Annotated in this window: 18 protein-coding genes; 4 read left to right on the forward strand and 14 right to left on the reverse strand. The window is 70.4% G+C overall.

What is annotated here, in order from left to right:
• Positions 1-3: 3 nt before the first annotated feature.
• Positions 4-1,245, reverse strand: coding sequence for an aminotransferase class I/II-fold pyridoxal phosphate-dependent enzyme (locus IE317_RS31270; protein ID WP_191314952.1), 1,242 nt, complete (start codon positions 1,243-1,245; stop codon positions 4-6).
• 62 nt (positions 1,246-1,307) lie between these two features.
• Between IE317_RS31270 and IE317_RS31275 the strand changes: the two genes are divergently transcribed.
• Entirely contained in the window at positions 1,308-1,784 is a 477-nt protein-coding gene (locus IE317_RS31275; RefSeq protein WP_191314953.1) for a hypothetical protein, read from the forward strand.
• 55 nt (positions 1,785-1,839) lie between these two features.
• Complete coding sequence (locus IE317_RS45205) at positions 1,840-2,949, forward strand: DUF4037 domain-containing protein (RefSeq protein ID WP_191314954.1); 1,110 nt, start codon at positions 1,840-1,842, stop codon at positions 2,947-2,949.
• A gap of 5 nt (positions 2,950-2,954) precedes the next feature.
• Here IE317_RS45205 and IE317_RS31285 read toward each other — a convergent pair whose 3' ends face one another.
• From IE317_RS31285 to IE317_RS31345, 13 genes are all read right to left on the reverse strand, one after another.
• Positions 2,955-3,437 (reverse strand): hypothetical protein, encoded by a 483-nt coding sequence (locus IE317_RS31285; RefSeq protein ID WP_191314955.1) that lies wholly within the window; start codon positions 3,435-3,437, stop codon positions 2,955-2,957.
• Positions 3,434-3,922: a hypothetical protein gene (locus IE317_RS31290; protein ID WP_191314956.1), complete on the reverse strand. Its 489-nt coding sequence runs from the start codon at positions 3,920-3,922 to the stop codon at positions 3,434-3,436. The genes IE317_RS31285 and IE317_RS31290 overlap by 4 nt, the downstream gene beginning before the upstream one ends.
• Positions 3,919-5,151 carry an MCE family protein gene (locus IE317_RS31295; RefSeq protein WP_191314957.1) on the reverse strand — a complete coding sequence of 411 codons (1,233 nt, stop codon included), beginning with the start codon at positions 5,149-5,151 and terminating at the stop codon, positions 3,919-3,921. Before IE317_RS31295 ends, IE317_RS31290 begins: the two co-directional genes overlap by 4 nt.
• Positions 5,148-6,311, reverse strand: a complete 1,164-nt coding sequence (locus IE317_RS31300; protein WP_191314958.1) for an MCE family protein — start codon at positions 6,309-6,311, stop codon at positions 5,148-5,150. Before IE317_RS31300 ends, IE317_RS31295 begins: the two co-directional genes overlap by 4 nt.
• A complete protein-coding gene (locus IE317_RS31305) occupies positions 6,308-7,501 on the reverse strand; it encodes an MCE family protein (RefSeq protein ID WP_191314959.1) in 1,194 nt (397 codons plus the stop codon). The genes IE317_RS31300 and IE317_RS31305 overlap by 4 nt, the downstream gene beginning before the upstream one ends.
• Positions 7,498-8,529 (reverse strand): MlaD family protein, encoded by a 1,032-nt coding sequence (locus IE317_RS31310; protein WP_191314960.1) that lies wholly within the window; start codon positions 8,527-8,529, stop codon positions 7,498-7,500. The genes IE317_RS31305 and IE317_RS31310 overlap by 4 nt, the downstream gene beginning before the upstream one ends.
• Positions 8,526-9,575: an MCE family protein gene (locus IE317_RS31315; RefSeq protein ID WP_191314961.1), complete on the reverse strand. Its 1,050-nt coding sequence runs from the start codon at positions 9,573-9,575 to the stop codon at positions 8,526-8,528. Before IE317_RS31315 ends, IE317_RS31310 begins: the two co-directional genes overlap by 4 nt.
• Positions 9,572-10,894 (reverse strand): MCE family protein, encoded by a 1,323-nt coding sequence (locus IE317_RS31320; protein ID WP_191314962.1) that lies wholly within the window; start codon positions 10,892-10,894, stop codon positions 9,572-9,574. The genes IE317_RS31315 and IE317_RS31320 overlap by 4 nt, the downstream gene beginning before the upstream one ends.
• Positions 10,891-11,739, reverse strand: coding sequence for an MlaE family ABC transporter permease (locus IE317_RS31325; RefSeq protein ID WP_191314963.1), 849 nt, complete (start codon positions 11,737-11,739; stop codon positions 10,891-10,893). The genes IE317_RS31320 and IE317_RS31325 overlap by 4 nt, the downstream gene beginning before the upstream one ends.
• Complete coding sequence (locus IE317_RS31330; protein ID WP_373309163.1) at positions 11,739-12,530, reverse strand: MlaE family ABC transporter permease; 792 nt, start codon at positions 12,528-12,530, stop codon at positions 11,739-11,741. Before IE317_RS31330 ends, IE317_RS31325 begins: the two co-directional genes overlap by 1 nt.
• 96 nt (positions 12,531-12,626) lie before the next feature.
• Positions 12,627-13,385, reverse strand: coding sequence for a glucose 1-dehydrogenase (locus tag IE317_RS31335; RefSeq protein ID WP_191314965.1), 759 nt, complete (start codon positions 13,383-13,385; stop codon positions 12,627-12,629).
• Positions 13,382-14,239: a 3-oxoacyl-ACP reductase gene (locus tag IE317_RS31340; protein ID WP_191314966.1), complete on the reverse strand. Its 858-nt coding sequence runs from the start codon at positions 14,237-14,239 to the stop codon at positions 13,382-13,384. Before IE317_RS31340 ends, IE317_RS31335 begins: the two co-directional genes overlap by 4 nt.
• An 82-nt stretch (positions 14,240-14,321) precedes the next feature.
• Positions 14,322-14,513, reverse strand: coding sequence for a ferredoxin (locus tag IE317_RS31345; RefSeq protein ID WP_191314967.1), 192 nt, complete (start codon positions 14,511-14,513; stop codon positions 14,322-14,324).
• A 70-nt stretch (positions 14,514-14,583) separates the two neighbouring features.
• Here IE317_RS31345 and IE317_RS31350 point away from each other — a divergent pair, with 70 nt between their 5' ends.
• Positions 14,584-15,747 carry an acyl-CoA dehydrogenase family protein gene (locus tag IE317_RS31350; protein ID WP_191314968.1) on the forward strand — a complete coding sequence of 388 codons (1,164 nt, stop codon included), beginning with the start codon at positions 14,584-14,586 and terminating at the stop codon, positions 15,745-15,747.
• A gap of 8 nt (positions 15,748-15,755) precedes the next feature.
• Positions 15,756-16,781 carry an acyl-CoA dehydrogenase family protein gene (locus IE317_RS31355; RefSeq protein WP_191314969.1) on the forward strand — a complete coding sequence of 342 codons (1,026 nt, stop codon included), beginning with the start codon at positions 15,756-15,758 and terminating at the stop codon, positions 16,779-16,781.
• Positions 16,782-16,828 lie beyond the last annotated feature (47 nt).

Here is a 16,828-nt window from a genome sequence, read left to right on the forward strand (position 1 = left end):
AGGTCAGCCGCGCTGCGCGACCGCGAGCCGGACGCACACGGCGAGCGCGCGGACGGCCTCTTCGACCTCTTCGAGCTTCGGGAAGGTCGGCGCGATCCGGATGACGGCGTCGTCCGGGTCGTTCCCGTGCGGGTGGGTCGCCCCGGCGGGGGTCAGCGCGACCCCGGCCTCCTTCGCCAGCCGCACGACCTCCTTCGCGGTGCCCCGCGGGACGGTCAGCGTGATGAAGTACCCGCCGGTCGGCTTGGTCCAGGACGCCAGGTCGGCCAGCTCCTCGGAGAGGATCCGGTCGACGGCCGCGAACTTCGGGCCGATGATCCCGGCGTGCTTGCGCATGTGGGCGCGGACGCCGGCCTCGTCCTTGAGGAAGTGGGCGTGACGCAGCTGGTTGACCTTGTCCGGGCCGATGGTGCGCTTGCCGGTGTTGCCGGTCCACCAGGCGAGGTTGGCCTCGGACGCGCCGAAGAAGCCGACGCCGGCCCCGGCCAGGGTGATCTTCGAGGTCGAGCCGAAGACGAAGACGCGGTCGGCGTGGCCGGCCTCGGTGGCCAGGGCCAGCAGGTCGGCCAGCTCCGGCTCGTCGTCGGTGAGGTGGTGCACGGCGTAGGCGTTGTCCCAGAAGATCCGGAAGTCCGGCGCCGCGGTGCGCATGGTGGCGAGCCGCCGGACGACGTCGTCACTGAACGTGACGCCGGTGGGGTTGCTGTACTTGGGGACGCACCAGATGCCCTTGACGGCCGGGTCTTCGGCGACCAGCGTCTCGACGACGTCCATGTCCGGGCCCTCGTCGGTCATCGCGACCGGGACGAGCTCGATGCCGAAGCGCTCGGTGAGCGCGAAGTGGCGGTCGTAGCCCGGGACGGGGGCGAGGAACTTCACCTGCGGCTCGTCGGCCCAGCGGCGTTCGGCGCCGGGCAGCTTGCTCAGCAGGGCCTGGACGACGGCGTCGTGCATCAGCTCGAGGCTCGAGTTGCCGGCGGCGAGCAGCTGCCCGGCGGGCACCTGCAGCGCGGCGGCGAAGATGCGGCGCAGCTCGGGCAGGCCGTTGAGGCCGCCGTAGTTGCGGACGTCGGTGCCGTCCTCGGCCTTGAAGCTGCCGTCGCCCGGGAGGGAGAGCAGCGCGTTCGAGAGGTCGAGCTGCTCGGGGGACGGCTTGCCGCGGGTGATGTCCAGGGAGAGGCCTCGGCCGACCAGGGCCGCGTAGTCGCTGCGGGCCGTGTCGACGTCGACGGAAGCAGTGGTCATGGGTCAACGCTAAACCCGCCGTCGATACCATTTCGGGGCGGGTCCTGGCTAGGGTGGTTGGTGTGCATCTCGTCGTCCACGCCGACCAGCGCCAGTTCGCCGTCCGGGATTCCCGCGCCCGGTTGACGGGCAGCGGCTGGACCGATTCCGCGGTGGACCACCGGATCGGGGCGGAGCCGGGCGGCCTCGCCATCGCGACGGCACGCTCGGACGTGGTCGAGTCTTCGGTGTCGCTGCTGCCCTCGGCGCCCGGTCTTCTGGCCGACGCCGACCACGTGGTGGAAGCGGATCTTCCGGTTCCGAGCGGGCGGTTGGTGATTTCCGGGCCCTCGGACTACCCGTCGCAGGAAAAGTTCTTTTCGGTGCTTCCCGGGTTGTACCGGGCGCGGGTTTCGTACGTGCCCGCCGGTCCGCCCGCGGCCACCTGGAACGAGCACGAGTTCGGAGAGCACTACCGGTACGTGGTGGAGCTGTGGCCGGTCGAGGAACAGTCCGATGTGGAGGTTCTGCGGCAGGGCGCCGCCGTCTGGGACGGCTGAGGGGCCGTCGATATCCGGTCGCGGCGCACCCGCCGGGGGCGGCATCATGCGGCCCATGGACCAGTCGTTCCTCCCCGGCCTGGAACTGTCCCGCCGCTTCTACCACGAGGCGGTCCGGCCGGTGCTCCACGCGCACTTCGGGGAACTGCCCCACACGGCCGCGCGGATCGGCACCGGGTCGGAGGTCCTCGGCTTCGACACCGCGCGATCCGCCGATCACGAATGGGGTCCGCGCCTGCAGCTGTTCCTGGGCCGCGCCGACAGCGAGCGGTACGCCCAGGACATCGTCTCGGTGTTGAGCGACGAGCTGCCCAAGACGTTCCACGGCTACCCCACCCACTTCGGCCCCACCGCCAACGAGCACGTGCGCCACATGGTGCTCACCGACGGACCGGTCTTCCACCGCGTCGACGTCACCACCCTCGACGAGTGGCTCCGGCACCACCTGGGATTCGATCCCCGCCACGGCACCACCACGCTCGACTGGCTCGCCACCCCCACCCAGGCCCTCGCCGAGCTCACCGCCGGCGCGGTCTTCCACGACCCCACGGGCGAACTCACCGCCGTTCGCGCTCAGCTCGGCTGGTACCCGGAGCAGATCTGGCGCTACCTCCTGGCCTGCCAGTGGCAGCGGATCTCGCAGGAAGAGGCGTTCGTCGGACGGTGCGGAGAAGTCGGCGACGAACTCGGCTCGGCCGTCGTCGCCGCCCGCCTGGTCCGGGAGCTCCTGCGCCTGTGCCTGCTGATGCACCGCCGATACCCGCCCTACGGCAAATGGCTCGGCAGCGCCTTCACCCGGCTCCCGTTCGCGGCCACCGTTTCGCCGGCACTGACCGCGGCACTGGCCGCGACCACCTGGCCCGAACGGGAGGGCCACCTCGCGGCGGCGTACACCGCCATCGCCGAGCTGCACAACCGGCTCGGCCTCACCGAGCCGCTCGACCCCGGCACCCGCCCCTACCACGACCGGCCGTTCCAGGTCCTGCACGCGGACCGGTTCAGCCAGGCGCTCCTCGACACCCTGACCGACCCGGCACTCCGCGCTTGGCCGCGCACCGGGGCGATCGACCAGTTCGCCGACAGCACCGATCTCCTCGGCGATCGCGCGGCGGCTCGCGCCGTCACCGCCGCGCTGGTTCCCCCGAGCCCCGGCGCCGGCGGCTGAGCGGATCAGAGCGCCGTCAGCGTCGCCAGTTTCCAGCGGCCGTCCACGCGCTTCGCCGTCACCGCCAGCTGGGCCACCGACGACGTCGGCGCTCCCCCGCCCTGGGCCACCGTCTGCTGGTCCAGGAACAGGAGCAGATCCGCCGAGTCACCCCGCAACGACCGGACCCCGATCGCCCGGACCGTCGTCGTCCGGATGAGCTTCTCCGCCGTCGCGCGAGGACGGGCCGAAGCGAACTGGGTCCGGTACTGGCGGACCGCGTCCCCCGTCAGGACCTCCGATGCCGCCCGCTCGGTGCGGGCGAGGTTCGCGTAGTCGTACGAAAACACCGCCTTCACCGCGTCGCTCACCTGAGACGAAACGTCCGAAGTGGCCGAGACGTCCACCAAAGCCGCATTGTCGCCCGGGGACAGCGAGGCCGCTTCGATGCCGAACCAGGCCGTGCAGCCCAGGGCCAGCGCCACGACCACGATCAGCGCCCGGGTCATGAGCCCGCCGCCTGGACGCCGCTGATCTTCCAGCCGTCCGGGGCGCGGGACACGTCCACCGTCAGGCGGTTGAGACGCGGGGAAACAGCCCCGCCGCCCGTGGAAACCCGGACGTCCAGGACCGCCAGGAGACGCGCCACCCCGCGAGAAGGATCGATCTCCGTCACCGCCGCCTGGACCAGCGACGCCGAGGACACCGTGCGGGCCGTCGTCGCGCGGTCGATCTGCAGCTGGCGGTCGCCGGACAGGTCCTTGGCGTACTGCCCCGTCGTGGCCGCGATCCAGCGGTCCACGTCCGCCGCCGCCGTGCGGTAGTCGATCGTGTTCAACGTGACCAATCCAGGCCCCGCCGCGGCGAGCACCGCGTCACGCTCACGGCCGCGGGCGAAGGAATCGTCGGCTGCTGCACGCCACCAGGACCAGCCCGAGAACGCGGCCGCCAGCACCGACAAGACCGCCAGGACCACCAGGAGACGCAGCTTCACGGCGCGCCCAGCAACCGGGCCAGCCCACCCGAAGACGGGCCGGTCAGCAGGCTCAGCACGCCCGGCAGCTGCGCGGGCGAAGAAGCAGCCGCCTGCTGCTGAGGCGCGGCCGGGATCGCGGGCGGCTTCCCCGCGTAAGGCGCGTTCTGGGCCCCGCGCACCCCGGTCGGGCTGCCCGGCGGCTCGGCGCAATAGGCGTTCATGTTCACCGGCGCTTCGGTCTCATCGTTCGCCGGACGCTGCTTCGTCCCTTCGTACCCCTTCGTGCACGAAGCCGGGTCGAAGAAGTTGAACACCACGCCCAGGTGGCCCGTGCCGTCCGGGGACGTCGACGGCGAAAACGCCGAAATGATCGGGTACGCGACCAAGAGCTCCTCGATCGAGTCCTTCCGGGACGTCGTGATCTGCGCCGTGGTCAGCAGGTTGGCGAACAGCACGCCCAGATCGGTCCCGGACGCCGCGAGCACGTCGCTGATCTGCCGGCTCAGCTGCGGCGCCTGCGCGATCACCCGCCGCAGATCGGGATCCGACTTTTTGAGCTGACCCGCGATGGTCCGGAGCCCCGAGGCGAAGTCGGTGATGTTCGCCGCCTGCCGTTCCTGCGTGCCCAGCACGATCCGCGAGTTCGCCAGCAGCCCCTGCGTCTGCGGGACGTACTGCGCGGCCACCGCCGTCAGCGAGCCCGTGCTGTCCAGCAGCTGCTGCAGTTCCGGCCCCGCGCCCGCGAACGCGTCGTACGTCTCGTCGACGACCGTCCGCAGCGACTCCGGGTGCACGCTCGCCACGAGGTCGTCGAGGTGGGAGAGCACGGTGTCCGGCGACGGCGGCAGCGACGTCCGGTCCGCCGTGATCACCGAGCCGTCCTTCAGGAACGGGCCGCCGTTGTGCTGCGGGAGCAGGTCGACGAACTGCTCCCCCACCGCCGACCGGTTCGCCACCTGCGCGTGCGCGTCGGCCGGGATGTCCGGCGCGCCCACGTCGATGTCGAGGGCCACGTCGACGCCGTGCTCGGTGAGCGTCATCGACGTCACCCGCCCGACCGTCACCCCGCGGTAGGCGACTTCGGAGTTGACGAAGATCCCGCCGGAGTCGGTCAGCTGCGCGGTGACGACGTAACCGCGGTGGCCGAACAGCCGGTCCAGCCCGGCGTACCGGCCGCCGGCGTAGACGACCGAAACGACCGCGATGACGACGAACGCGAACAGCTGGATCCGGATCTTGCGCGTCACCGGCCGCCCCCGATCAGGCCGAGCAGCCCGCCCAGCAATCCCGGACCCGCGGCCGCCGGCCCCGACCCCAGGTCCGGCAGCGGCAACGGCGGCGCGACCGCGGACGGCTGGCCACCGATCCCGGACGGCAGCGCGATCGGCGGCTGCGACGAGTTAGTGAAGTTCGAGATCAGCACGTCCAGGTCGAGGTTCACGTTCGCCTCGACGTTCGCGTAGTCGCCCTTGATCACGTTGCCCGCGTAGTCCGGGAACGGGTAGGTCAGCAGGATCTGCAACGCGTTCGGCAGGTTCTGGCCCGCCTCGCCGAGTTTGGCCAGCGTCGGCTGCAGCGCCTTGAGGTTCGCGACGAGCTGGTCGCGGCTCTTCGTCACGGTGTCCACCGCGACGCCGGACAACGTGTTCAGCGCGTTCAGCATGCCCACGAGCTGGTCGCGCTGGTCCGTGACGACCTTCAGGCCCGGCGCGAGGTTGTCGAGCGCGTCGGTCAGGTTCTGCGTCTGGCCGGTCAAGGTGTGCGACAGCTTCGCGAGGCCGTCGATCGCGCGCAGGATCTCGGTCTTGTGCCCGTCGAGCTGGGTGGCCAGTTCGTCCACCCGGGACAGCAGCGCGCGGATCTCCGGCTCGTTCCCGGACAGCGCGTCGTTGAGTTCGTGGCTGATCTTCTGGATCTGCTCGACGCCGCCGCCGTTGAGCAGCAGCGAAAGCGCGCCCAGCACCTCCTCGACCTCGGGGTTGCGGTTGGTGCGTCCGAGCGGGATCTGCCCGCCGTCGGCGAGCTTCCCCGACGCGGGTTCGGCGGTGGGCACGCTCAGCTCGACGAACTTCTCCCCCAGCAGCGAAGACTGCTTCAGCTCGGCGCGGGCGTTGGCGGGCAGTGCGATGTCGCCGTTGACGGTCATCGCCACCAGCGCCGACCGAGTGTCCGGGGTCAGCGTGATCTTGTCGACGCGTCCGACCGCGACGTCGTTGACCTTGACGCTCGACTGCGGCACGAGGTCCAGCACGTCGGTGAACAGCGCGGTGACGTGGTACGGGTGGTCGCCGACGTCGGCGCCGCCCGGCAGCGGTGTGCCGTAGAGGCCGTTGAAGCCGCCGTCGCTGCACCCGGCGAGCACGAGCACCCCGGCGAGTGCTCCCGCGATCCGCCGGCGCCCCTTCACTTCGCACCGCCGGACAGCTGTTCCATCACGTCGACGAGCGGGAGCGGCAACGGCGGGAGCGTCCCGTTCTGCAGGGAGTTGAGCACCTGCGGGATGGTCGGCAGCTTCAGCGCGCCGTCGAGGACGGGCGCCAGCTGCTTGCAGATGTTCCCCAGTGTGTCGGGGATTTCCTTGGGCGTGACCGAGCTGATCAGGCGGCACACGGTGAGGATCGGCGGGTTGGTCAGCTCGTTGAGGTTGTCGCGGACGGCGATGGTGCCCGAGGCCGCGTCGTAGGAGTTGATGAAGTTGGTGGCGCCGGTCGGCGCGATGTCGAGCACCTCGGCGAGCGCGGCGCGCTGGTCGACCAGCACCTTCGACAGCGACGCCAGCTTGTCCACATTGGCTTCCAGTGCCGTCTTGTTGTCGTTGACGAACTGCTGGACGTCGCCGAGTGCCCCGCCGAGGGACTGCAGCGCGGCGCCCACTTCGCCGGAGTCCGCGGCGAGGAACCGGCTGACGTCGGCTACGCGGCCGTAGAACTCGTCGAGCTGCTGGTCGCTCTGGGCCAGGGCGCCGGTGAAGGAGTTCAGGTTCTGCACGGTCGAGAACAGGTCGTCCTTCGAACCGTCGAGGGTCTTCGCCAGCTCGGCCAGCTGCCCGACCGTCGAGTTCAGCGAAGCGCCGTTGCCCTTGAGCGTGTTCGCGGCGGTGTCGAGGACGCCAGACAGCGCGCCGTCTTTGTTGGCCCCGTTCGGGCCCAGTGCCGTCGACAGCTTGTCCAGGCTGGAGTACAGGTCGTCCAGTTCCACCGGCGTGGCCGTGCGCTCGCGCGGCAGCACCGTGCCCGAAGCGAGCACGGGGCCGCTGTCGTAGGCCGGGGTCAGCTGGACGTACCGGTCGCTGACCAGGCTCGGCGCGACGACGACCGCGCCGACGTCGGCCGGCAGCGACACCTCGTCGACCCGCATGTCGACGCGGACCGCGTCACCCTCGGGCGTGACGCCGGTGACCTCGCCGACCGGCACGCCGAGCACCCGCACCGACGAACCCGCGTACAGCCCGACGGTCTTGCCGAAGTACGCGGACAGCTTGGTGCCGTTCGACGACCGGAACACCAGGTACAGCCCGGCCGTGACGATCAGCGCGAGGACGCACGCGAAGGCCAGCCAGGTCACCAGGCTGCGGCCGCGGGCGGTGTGGATGGTCATCGGCGGCCCACCCCCTGGTTCGGCGCCGCGATCGGCGGGGTGCAGCCTTCGGGGTTGATGTGCAGCCCGCCCACGGTGATCGTCGGCGGCAGCAGCCCGCACAGGTAGCCCTCGAACCAGCGGCCGTTGCCGGTGGCGTTCGCGCCGACGCGGGCGAACGGCGCCATCAGCTGCAGGCTCCGGTCGAGGTTGCCCTGGTTGCGCTGCAGGATGTCGGTCACCTTCCCGAGCTTCTCCAGCGTCGGCTTGAGCTGGTCGCGGTTGTCCTGGACCAGCCCGGTCAGCTGCTGCGACAGCTGCTGGGTGCCGGTGAGCAGCGCGTTGATGGCCTGCTTGCGGTTCTGCAGCTCGGTGAGCAGCAGGTTGCCGTCGCTGATCACGCGCTGCAGCTGGGCGTTGCGATCGGACAGCGTCTTCGACACCTGGCTCGTGTTGGCCAGCAGCGTGTGCAGGTCGGCGTCACGGGAGGACACCGTTTTCGCGAGCGACGACAGGCCGGTCAGCGTGTCCTTCAGGTACTGCGGGCTGTCCTTGAGGCTGTCCGAGAGGGCGTTGAAACTGTCCGCGAGCTGCTTCGTGTCGATGTCGCCGACCGTCGTCGACAGCTGTTCGAAGGCGTCCTGCAGCTGGAACGGCGTGCGCGTGCGGGCCTGCGGGATCGTGTCGTCCGGTTCCTGCGCGCCGTCACCCTTCGGGTCGAGCGCCAGGTACTTCTCCCCCAGCAGCGTCTTGATCTCGATGGACGCGGTCGTCGCGTCGCCGACCCGGACGTCCTTGACCCGGAACTTGACCAGCACCTGCTTGCCCGCCAGCTTCACCGACGACACCGTGCCGACCTTGACCCCGGCGACCTCGACCTCGTTGTCCGTTGCCAGCCCGGCGGACTCGCCGAAGTACGCCGAGTACGTCGTGCCGTTGCCGAAGAACGGGAGCTGGTCGGAAAAGTACGTCGTGGCCGTGACGAGCACGATCAGCACGAGCGCGACCGCGCCCACCGCGGCCTGGTTGCGTTCCTTCAGCGGCTTCACGGACCACACCTCTCCGCGCGCTGGGTGCCGGGGATCGGGATGATCGGCAGCGTGATGTCGAGTGACGAAATGCCGATGGTGCCGGTGATCCCGCACAGGTAGTAGTTGAACCAGCTGCCGTAGGACAGCGTCCGGGTGAACTTCTGCAGGTTGCCCGGCAGCACCTCGAGGAGGTGGTTGAGCAGCTCGCCGGAGTCGCCGAGGTTCTGTGAGAGCACACCGAGCTGGGCGACGTCGTCCTTGAGCGCCGGGCGGGCGTCGGCCAGGAGCCCGGTGGTGGACACGGCGAGGTCGCCGAGCGCGCTGACCGCGTCGCCGATCGGCTTGCGCTGCTCGGCCAGCCCGCTGACCAGTTTCTGGGTCTGCTCGATCAGGTCGCCGAGCTGCGCGCCGCGGGCGTTGACCGTGCCGAGCACCGTGTTGAGGTTGGCGATGACCTGGCCGATGACCTGGTCCTTGCTCGCGATCGCCGACGTCAGCGACGCGGTGTGCCGCAGCAGGCTGGTGATCGTGCCGCCCTCGCCCTGGAAGACGCTGATGATCTCGGCCGAGAGCTGGTTGACGTCCTTCGGGCTCAACGCCTTGAACAAGGGCTTGAACCCGTTGAACAGCACGGTGAGGTTCAACGCGGGTTTCGTGCGCTCCGGCGGGATCGTGCCACCGTCGGGGAGGGCCTTGTCGCCGGGGACGTCGGTGCCGAGGGCGAGATAGCGCTGCCCGACCAGGTTGCGGTACTTGATCGTCGCGGTCACCGTCTCCGGCAGCCGGTAGGCGTGTTCGACGTCGAACCGGACCTCGGCGAGGTTCCGCTCGCCCGCTTCGGCTGCACTGACCACCGCGATCGAGTCGACCTGGCCGACCTTGACCCCGGCGATGCGGACGTCGTCGCCTTCCTTGAGGCCGGACGCGTCGGTGAACTTCGCCAGGTAACCGGACGTCTCACCGAAGTTCGTGTTCGCGATCGTGGCCGCCAGGATTCCGGTGAGCAGCACGGTGACCACCGCGAAGATCCCCAGCTTGATGAGCGACGGGACGAAACTCCTCACCTCAGCTCCACCTCCGCCCCGCGGTAGAGCGGTCCGACGAGCAGGCCCGCCCAGCCGGGCACGTCCCCCGGCGAGGTGCCGAGCGCGGGCGAGGCGAGCAGGTCGATGAGGTCGGTTTCGTACGCCGAGCCGACGATCGTGGCGTCGCCGCCGACCGCGCCACCGCCGGCGGGCAGCGTCTCGGGCGGGTACTTCGGCGGCGGGGGCTTGCTGGAGCCGTCCTTGATCGCGCCGTCCGGCGGGTACTGCGGCCACACGCCCGGTTTCGGCACCTGCGGGTAGCAGCGCGGGCCGCGCTTGTCGTCGTACTTCGGCTCGTCGACACCGGGGAGGTACTTGCCGCGACTGGCGGCGAACTCGATGGTGACCCGGCTGACCTCGGGGTGCGCGGTGCCCTTGCCGAACGCCAGTTCCGCCCGCGGCACCGACTCGGCGAGCTGCCGCAGCAGGCACGGGTACTCGGGCGCGTACTTGGCGAGGACGTCCAGGGTCGGCTGGACGGCCGTGGTGAGCCGGATCAGGTTGTCCTTGTTGACCTGCAGGAAGCTCGTGAGATCCACCGAAGCCGCGGTGACCGTGGCGTAGAGGTCGCTCAGCTGCGCGCGCTGGTCGACGATCGTCCGGCTCGTCGTGGTCAGGTCGGACAGCGCCTGCAGCAGGTCCGGCGCGGCCTTGTCGTAGGTGTTCGCCACGTTCGCGAGGCCGGTGATGTCGGCCTTGACGTCCGGCAGCGACGGGTTCAGCTTGCCGAGGTAGTCCGACAGCCCGGCCAGGGTCTCGCCGAGCTGCTTGCCGCGGCCGTCGAGCGCGGTCGCCACCGCGGTCAGCGTGCTCGACAGCTTCTCCGGCTGAACCGCCTGCAGCAGCGGCATCACGTCGTCGAGCACCTTCTGCAGTTCGATCGCCGCGCTGCTGCGGTCCTGCGGGATGACGTCGCCGGCTTCGATCGGGCCCTGCGCCTTCTCGGGCAGCTGCAGGGCGACGTACCGCTCGCCGAAGAGCGTCTTCGGCAGCAGCCGCGCGGAGACGTTCTTCGGGATGACGGGCGTCTTGTCCGGGTCGAGGGCCAGCTCCAGCTCGGCGTGGTCGCCCTTCGCCAGCACCGACCGGACCTCGCCGACGAGCATGCCGCGGACCTTGACGTCGCCGCCGGTGCGCAGCTGGCTGCCGACGCGGTCGGTCTCCAGCTTCACGAGCGTGACCGGGGTGAACGCTTTGTGGTAGACGGCCAGGGTGAGCGCGATGAACAGGGCGGCGACGACCAGGAAGACGAGCCCCAGCACCTGGTACCGGAGCCGCTGCCAGAGGTCGCGCCTCATCCCGAAATCCTCACCGTGGTGTTCGCGCCCCAGATCGCCAGCGACAGGAAGAAGTCCAGCACCGAGATCAGCACGATCGACGTCCGCACCGCGCGGCCCACGGCGACGCCGACACCGGCCGGGCCGCCGCTCGCGTGGAAGCCGTAATAGCAATGGGACAGGATCACGAGCACGCTGAAGACGATCACCTTCCCGAACGACCACAGGACGTCGCCGGGAGGCAGGAAGAGCGTGAAGTAGTGGTCGTAGGTGCCCGCGGACTGGCCGTAGAGCCAGATGGTGATCTGCCGGGACGCCAGGTAGCTCGACAGCAGGCCCACCGCGTAAAGCGGGATCACCGCGGCGACCCCGGCGAGGACCCGGGTGGTCACCAGGTACGGCATGCTCGGCACACCCATGACTTCCAGGGCGTCGATCTCCTCGGAGATCCGCATGGCGCCGAGCTGGGCGGTGAAGCCGCAGCCGACGGTGGCGGACAGCGCGAGCCCGGCCGAAAGCGGCGCGACTTCGCGCGTGTTGAAGTAGGCGGAGATGAACCCGGTGAGCGCGGCCGTGCCGAGCTGGTTGAGCGCGGAATAGCCCTGCAGGCCCACGATGAGGCCGGTGAACAGCGTCATCCCGATCATCACGCCGAGCGTGCCGCCGATGACGGCGAGCCCGCCGGTGCCGAAACAGACCTCGGTGAGCAGCCGCAGCGTTTCCCGGCTGTAGCGGCGGATCGTGCGCGGCGACCAGGCGAGCGCCTTCGCCGCGAACGCCAGCTGCTTGCCGAGCCCTTCCAGGCTCTGGCCCGGGCGCGCGATGTACTCGAGCGTCCGGTCCGTGTCCAGGGGTTCGGCGGTCATCACATCGCCTTCGGCGGGACGATCCGCAGGTAGATCGCGGTGAGCACGACGTTGATCAGGAACAGCAGCAGGAACGTGATGACGACGGCCTGGTTGACCGCGTCGCCGACGCCCTTCGGCCCGCCCGCCGGGTTCAGGCCGCGGAAGGCGGCGACCACGCCGGCGACGAAGCCGTACAGCAGCGCCTTGATCTCGCTGATCCAGAGGTCCGGCACCTGGGCGAGGGCGTTGAAGCTGGCCAGGTACGCGCCCGGGGTGCCGCCCTGCAGGACGACGTTGAAGAAGTAGCCGCCGAGCACGCCGACCACGCTGACCAAGCCGTTCAGCAGCACCGAAACGACCATCGCGGCGAGCACCCGCGGCACGATCAGCCGCTGGATCGGGTTGACGCCGAGGACCTCCATCGCGTCGATCTCTTCGCGGATCTTGCGGGCGCCGATGTCCGCGCAGACGGCGCTGCCGCCGGCGCCCGCGACGAGCAGCGCGGTGATCAGCGGGCTGGCCTGCTGCACGATGGCCAGCGCGCTGGCCGCGCCGGTGAACGACTGGGCGCCGATCTGCGCGGTCAGCGAGCCGAGCTGCAGGGCGATCACCGCGCCGAACGGGATGGCGACCAGGGCCGTCGGGAGGATCGTGACGCTGGCGAAGAACCAGCACTGCTGGATCCATTCGCGGGCCTGGAACGGGCGCTTGAAGATCGCGCGCAGGACCTCCCACGAGAGGGTCGCCAGGCGGCCGACCTGGGTCAGGGCCGCGGTTCCCGGGAGCGTGCCACTGCTTCCGCTCACCACACCTCCCAGTAGATCGCCGTTGACCTCCGAGTCTTCTCCACACCCGGTTCCCGCTTTTGGTTAGCGGTGTTCACTGAACCCTTCGGCTGTTCTCCTTCAGAAGTTGAGGGCGTGCGTGGCCGTCGCCCCGCCGTCCGCGACGAATTCGGCACCCGTGCAGTACGCGCTCTCGTCGCTGGCCAGGAACAACACCAGCTTGGCGATGTCCTCGGGCTGTCCGACCCGCTTCAGGGCGACCTTCTTCCCGACGTACGACATGTCGACTTTCTGGCCGCCCGCGGCGGTCTCGACCATCTTCGTGTCGATCGCGCCGGGGTGCACCGAGTTGACGCGGATGTGCTTCTTGCCGAGTTCCATCGCCGCGACCTTGGTCATCCCGCGGATCGCGAACTTGCTCGCGGTGTAGGCGACGAGGTAGGGCATCCCGGCCAGACCCTCCACAGAGGACACGTTGACGATGGAGCCACCGCCGGCGGCGGTCATCGGTTCAACGACCGAGCGCATCCCGAGAAACGCCCCGATCTGGTTCACCCGGATGACGCGTTCGTAATCGGCCAGCGTCGTCTTGCCGAGTTCCGAAAAGTGGAGGATCCCCGCGTTGTTGACCAGCACGTTCGGGGCGCCGAACTCGGTGGTGGCGCGTTCGACCGCGGCGGCCCAGCCGTCCTCGTCGCCGACGTCGAGGTGCTGGTAGACGGCCTGCTCGCCGAGTTCGGCGGCCAGCTGCTTGCCCTCGTCGTCGAGGATGTCGGCGATCACCACCTTGGCGCCCTCGGCGACGAACGCGCGGGCGGCGGCCTCGCCCTGCCCGCGGGCGGCACCGGTGATGAGGGCGATCTTCCCGTCCAGCCTCATGACTCTCCCAGGATCTCGGTGGCCGCGAACATCCGGCCGGGGTCGCGGTCGGCGAAAAAGGCACTGAGCGATGTTTCGAGCTCGTCGAGCTTCCAGCGGTGCTCGATCCGCGGCGGCTCGACCAGGGCGACCGTGCCGCCGTGGACGACGAACACCTGGCCGTTGACGTGCTCGGCCGCCGGGGAGGCGAGGTAGGCGACGAAGGGGGCGACGTGCTCGACCGAGAGCGGATCGGCACCTTCGGCAGGGGCGGCGCCGAACACGCCCTCGGTCATCGCCGTCCGCGCGCGCGGGCAGATCGCGTTGGCGCGGACGCCGTACTTGGCCAGGCCGCGGGCGGCCGACATGGTGAGCGCGGTGATGCCCGCCTTCGCCGCGGCGTAGTTGGGCTGGCCGGGCGAGCCGATGAGGAACGCCTCGGACGCGGTGTTGACCAGCCGCCCGTACACCGGCTTGCCGTCCGCTTTGGACCTGTCGCGCCAGTGCTTCGCGGCGTTGCGGGACAACAGGAAGTGGCCGCGCAGGTGGACGCGCAGCACGGTGTCCCAGTCGTCGTCGGACATCGAGAAGAGCATCTTGTCGCGCAGCACGCCCGCGTTGTTGACCACGATGTCGAGCCCGCCGAGGTCGAGCGCGGCCTCGGTGAGCGCGTCGGCCGTTGCGCGTTCGCCGACGTCGCCGGCCACCGCGACGGCCTTGCCGCCGGCCGCTTCGATCTCGGCGACGACGTCCTTCGGCTCGCCGATGTCGTTGACGACCACCGTCGCGCCGCCGGCGGCGAGCGCGAGGGCTTCGGCCCGCCCCAGCCCCGCGGCCGCGCCGGTGACGATCGCTGTCCTGCCGGTCAGGCTCACCGCGGAACCTCCTCGTCGAGTCCTGGATCTGGCCTACAGTAGAATCTGTTCTTGTTTAGGGCAAGCCTCCAAGTGAACACCGCTAACCGGCGGTGAACAGCGCGTTCTTCGGACAGCCCTTGATCGCATCCGAAACGCGTTCCACCTGGTCGTCGGGTACCGGGCCGGACCGGATGACCAGTTCTTCGTCGTCGTCCAGGTCGAAGATGTCCGGCGCGAACCCCACGCACACCGCGTTCGCCTCGCAGAGCGAACGGTCGACCCCGATCTCCATGCTTCCTCCGCCGTGTCAGTCCTGGTACAACTAGAACAGGTTCTAGTGTAACGCCGGATCGAGGTGACGGGTGCGGATCGACTACACGCCGGAGCAGCAGGCCCTGGCGGCCGAACTCCGGGAGTACTTCGCCGAGCTGATGACGCCCGAACGGCGGGCCGGCCTCCGCTCGGGCGGCGGCGAGTACGGCGATGGCGTGGCGTACAAGGAGATCGTGCGGCAGCTGGGCAAGGACGGCTGGCTCGCGCTGGGCTGGCCGCCCGAGTACGGCGGGCAGGGCCGGTCGATGCTCGACCAGCTGATCTTCACCGACGAAGCGGCCGTCGCCGGGGTGCCGGTGCCGTTCCTCACGGTGAACACCGTGGGCCCGACGATCATGCGCTACGGCACCGAAGACCAGAAGGCGTTCTACCTGCCGAAGATCGCCGCCGGCGAGCTGCACTTCTCGATCGGCTACTCCGAGCCGGAGGCCGGCACCGACCTCGCCTCGCTGCGGACGCGGGCCGAGCGCGACGGCGACGAGTACGTCGTCACCGGCCAGAAGATGTGGACGAGCCTGATCGAGTACGCCGACTACGTCTGGCTCGCGGTCCGGACCGATCCTTCCGCGAAGAAGCACCGCGGGCTGTCGATGCTCATCGTGCCGACGTCTTCTCCCGGGTTCTCGTGGACCAAGGTGCACACGGTCGCGGGTGCCGGCACCAGCGCGACCTACTACGACGGCGTCCGCGTGCCGGTGTCGGCGCGCGTCGCCGAGGAGAACGCGGGCTGGCCGCTGATCACCAACCAGCTCAACCACGAGCGCGTCGCGCTGACGTCGTCGGCGCCGATCCGCAAGGCGTTGACCGACGTCCTGGAGTGGGCGAAGGAAACCGGCGCCATCGAGCATGAGTGGGTGCGGCTGCACCTGGCACGGGTGCACGCGGGCGCGGAGTACCTGAAGCTGCGGAACTGGCGGATCGCCTGGGCGGCCGCGGCCAGCGAGCTGGGGCCGGCCGAGGCGTCGGCGACGAAGGTGTTCGGCACGGAGTTCGCGATCGAGGCCTACCGGCTGCTGATGGAGGTGCTCGGCGCGGCCGCCGTCGTCCGCGAAGGCTCGCCGGGCGCGCAGCTGGCCGGGCGGATCGAGCGGCTGCACCGGTCGGCGCTGATCCTCACCTTCGGCGGCGGCACGAACGAGATCCAGCGGGACATGATCGCCGCCACCGCCCTCGGCCTGCCCGTCACGCGCTAGGAGCGACCATGGACTTCACCCCTTCCGAGGCGTCGGCCGACCTCGCCGCGCTGACTCGGCGGCTGCTCGCGGACAAGGCCACCCACGACCCGCACGGCACCGGCGGCTTCGACACGGTTTCGTGGACGGCGCTCGGCCAGGCCGGCGTGCTGGACGCGGCGCTGCCGTCGTCGCTGGGCGGCGGCGGGTTCGGGCTGCTGGAGCAGTGCGCGGTGCTGACCGAGATCGGCCGCGCGGTGGCGGCGGTCCCGTACTTGCCGTCGATCACGATGGCGGCGTCGGCGCTGGCCGAGTTCGGCACACCGGAGCTGGTGGACCGCTGGGTGCTGCCGGTGCTGCGGGGCGAGCGGGTCCTCGCGGTGGCGCTGTCCGGTTTCACGGCTTCGGGCGGCCGGGTGTCCGGCACGCAGACGGCCGTGCCGTTCGGGGCCTTCGCGCACGGGTTCCTGGTCGCCGCTGCGGACGAGGTCTTCCTGGTCGACGCCGCGGCTGCGGGCGTCTCGGTGCGGCCGCAGCAGACGGTCGACCACGCGGACGCCTGCCTTCTGGAACTGTCCGAGGTGCCCGGGGTGTCGCTGGGCGACATCGGGGACTGGCTGCGTCTGCGCGGGACGGTCGGGGTGTGCGCCCAGCAGCTCGGCGTGGTCGAGCGGGCGCTGGAGCTGACGGCGGCGTACGCGGCCGAGCGGAAGCAGTTCGACCACGTGATCGGCGGGTTCCAGGCGGTCCGCCAGCGGCTCGCGGACGCGTACCTGGACGTGGAGGCGGTCCGCCTGACGACGCTGCAGGCGGCGTGGCAGCTTTCGTCGGACGCCCCGGCCGCCTCGGAAGCGGTGGCGACGGCGAAGTTCTGGGCCGCGGAGGCGGGCCACCGCGTGGCCCACACGGCGGTCCACGTCCACGGCGGCGTGGGCATCGACGTCGACCACGTGGTGCACCGCTACTTCGCGGCGGCGAAACGCCTGGAGTTCCAGCTGGGCGCGGCCACCCACCAGCTCCTCACCCTCGGCGACCTCCTCGCCCGCAAACCCTGACGGTCGGCTCGCGTACCCGGACAGTCGGCCTGCGTACCCCCACAGTC

The organism is Amycolatopsis bullii (assembly GCF_014654205.1).
In the GTDB taxonomy this organism is placed as follows: domain Bacteria; phylum Actinomycetota; class Actinomycetes; order Mycobacteriales; family Pseudonocardiaceae; genus Amycolatopsis; species Amycolatopsis plumensis.

What these genes read in the sequence shown, in the direction of transcription:
- IE317_RS45205 (WP_191314954.1), top strand. Translation starts at nt 1,840, where the DNA reads ATGGACCAGTCGTTCCTCCCCGGCCTGGAACTGTCCCGCCGCTTCTAC.
- IE317_RS31335 (WP_191314965.1), bottom strand. Translation starts at nt 13,385, where the DNA reads ATGAGGCTGGACGGGAAGATCGCCCTCATCACCGGTGCCGCCCGCGGG.
- IE317_RS31320 (WP_191314962.1), bottom strand. Translation starts at nt 10,894, where the DNA reads ATGAGGCGCGACCTCTGGCAGCGGCTCCGGTACCAGGTGCTGGGGCTC.
- IE317_RS31325 (WP_191314963.1), bottom strand. Translation starts at nt 11,739, where the DNA reads ATGACCGCCGAACCCCTGGACACGGACCGGACGCTCGAGTACATCGCG.
- IE317_RS31285 (WP_191314955.1), bottom strand. Translation starts at nt 3,437, where the DNA reads ATGACCCGGGCGCTGATCGTGGTCGTGGCGCTGGCCCTGGGCTGCACG.
- IE317_RS31345 (WP_191314967.1), bottom strand. Translation starts at nt 14,513, where the DNA reads ATGGAGATCGGGGTCGACCGTTCGCTCTGCGAGGCGAACGCGGTGTGC.
- IE317_RS31355 (WP_191314969.1), top strand. Translation starts at nt 15,756, where the DNA reads ATGGACTTCACCCCTTCCGAGGCGTCGGCCGACCTCGCCGCGCTGACT.
- IE317_RS31270 (WP_191314952.1), bottom strand. Translation starts at nt 1,245, where the DNA reads ATGACCACTGCTTCCGTCGACGTCGACACGGCCCGCAGCGACTACGCG.
- IE317_RS31305 (WP_191314959.1), bottom strand. Translation starts at nt 7,501, where the DNA reads ATGACCATCCACACCGCCCGCGGCCGCAGCCTGGTGACCTGGCTGGCC.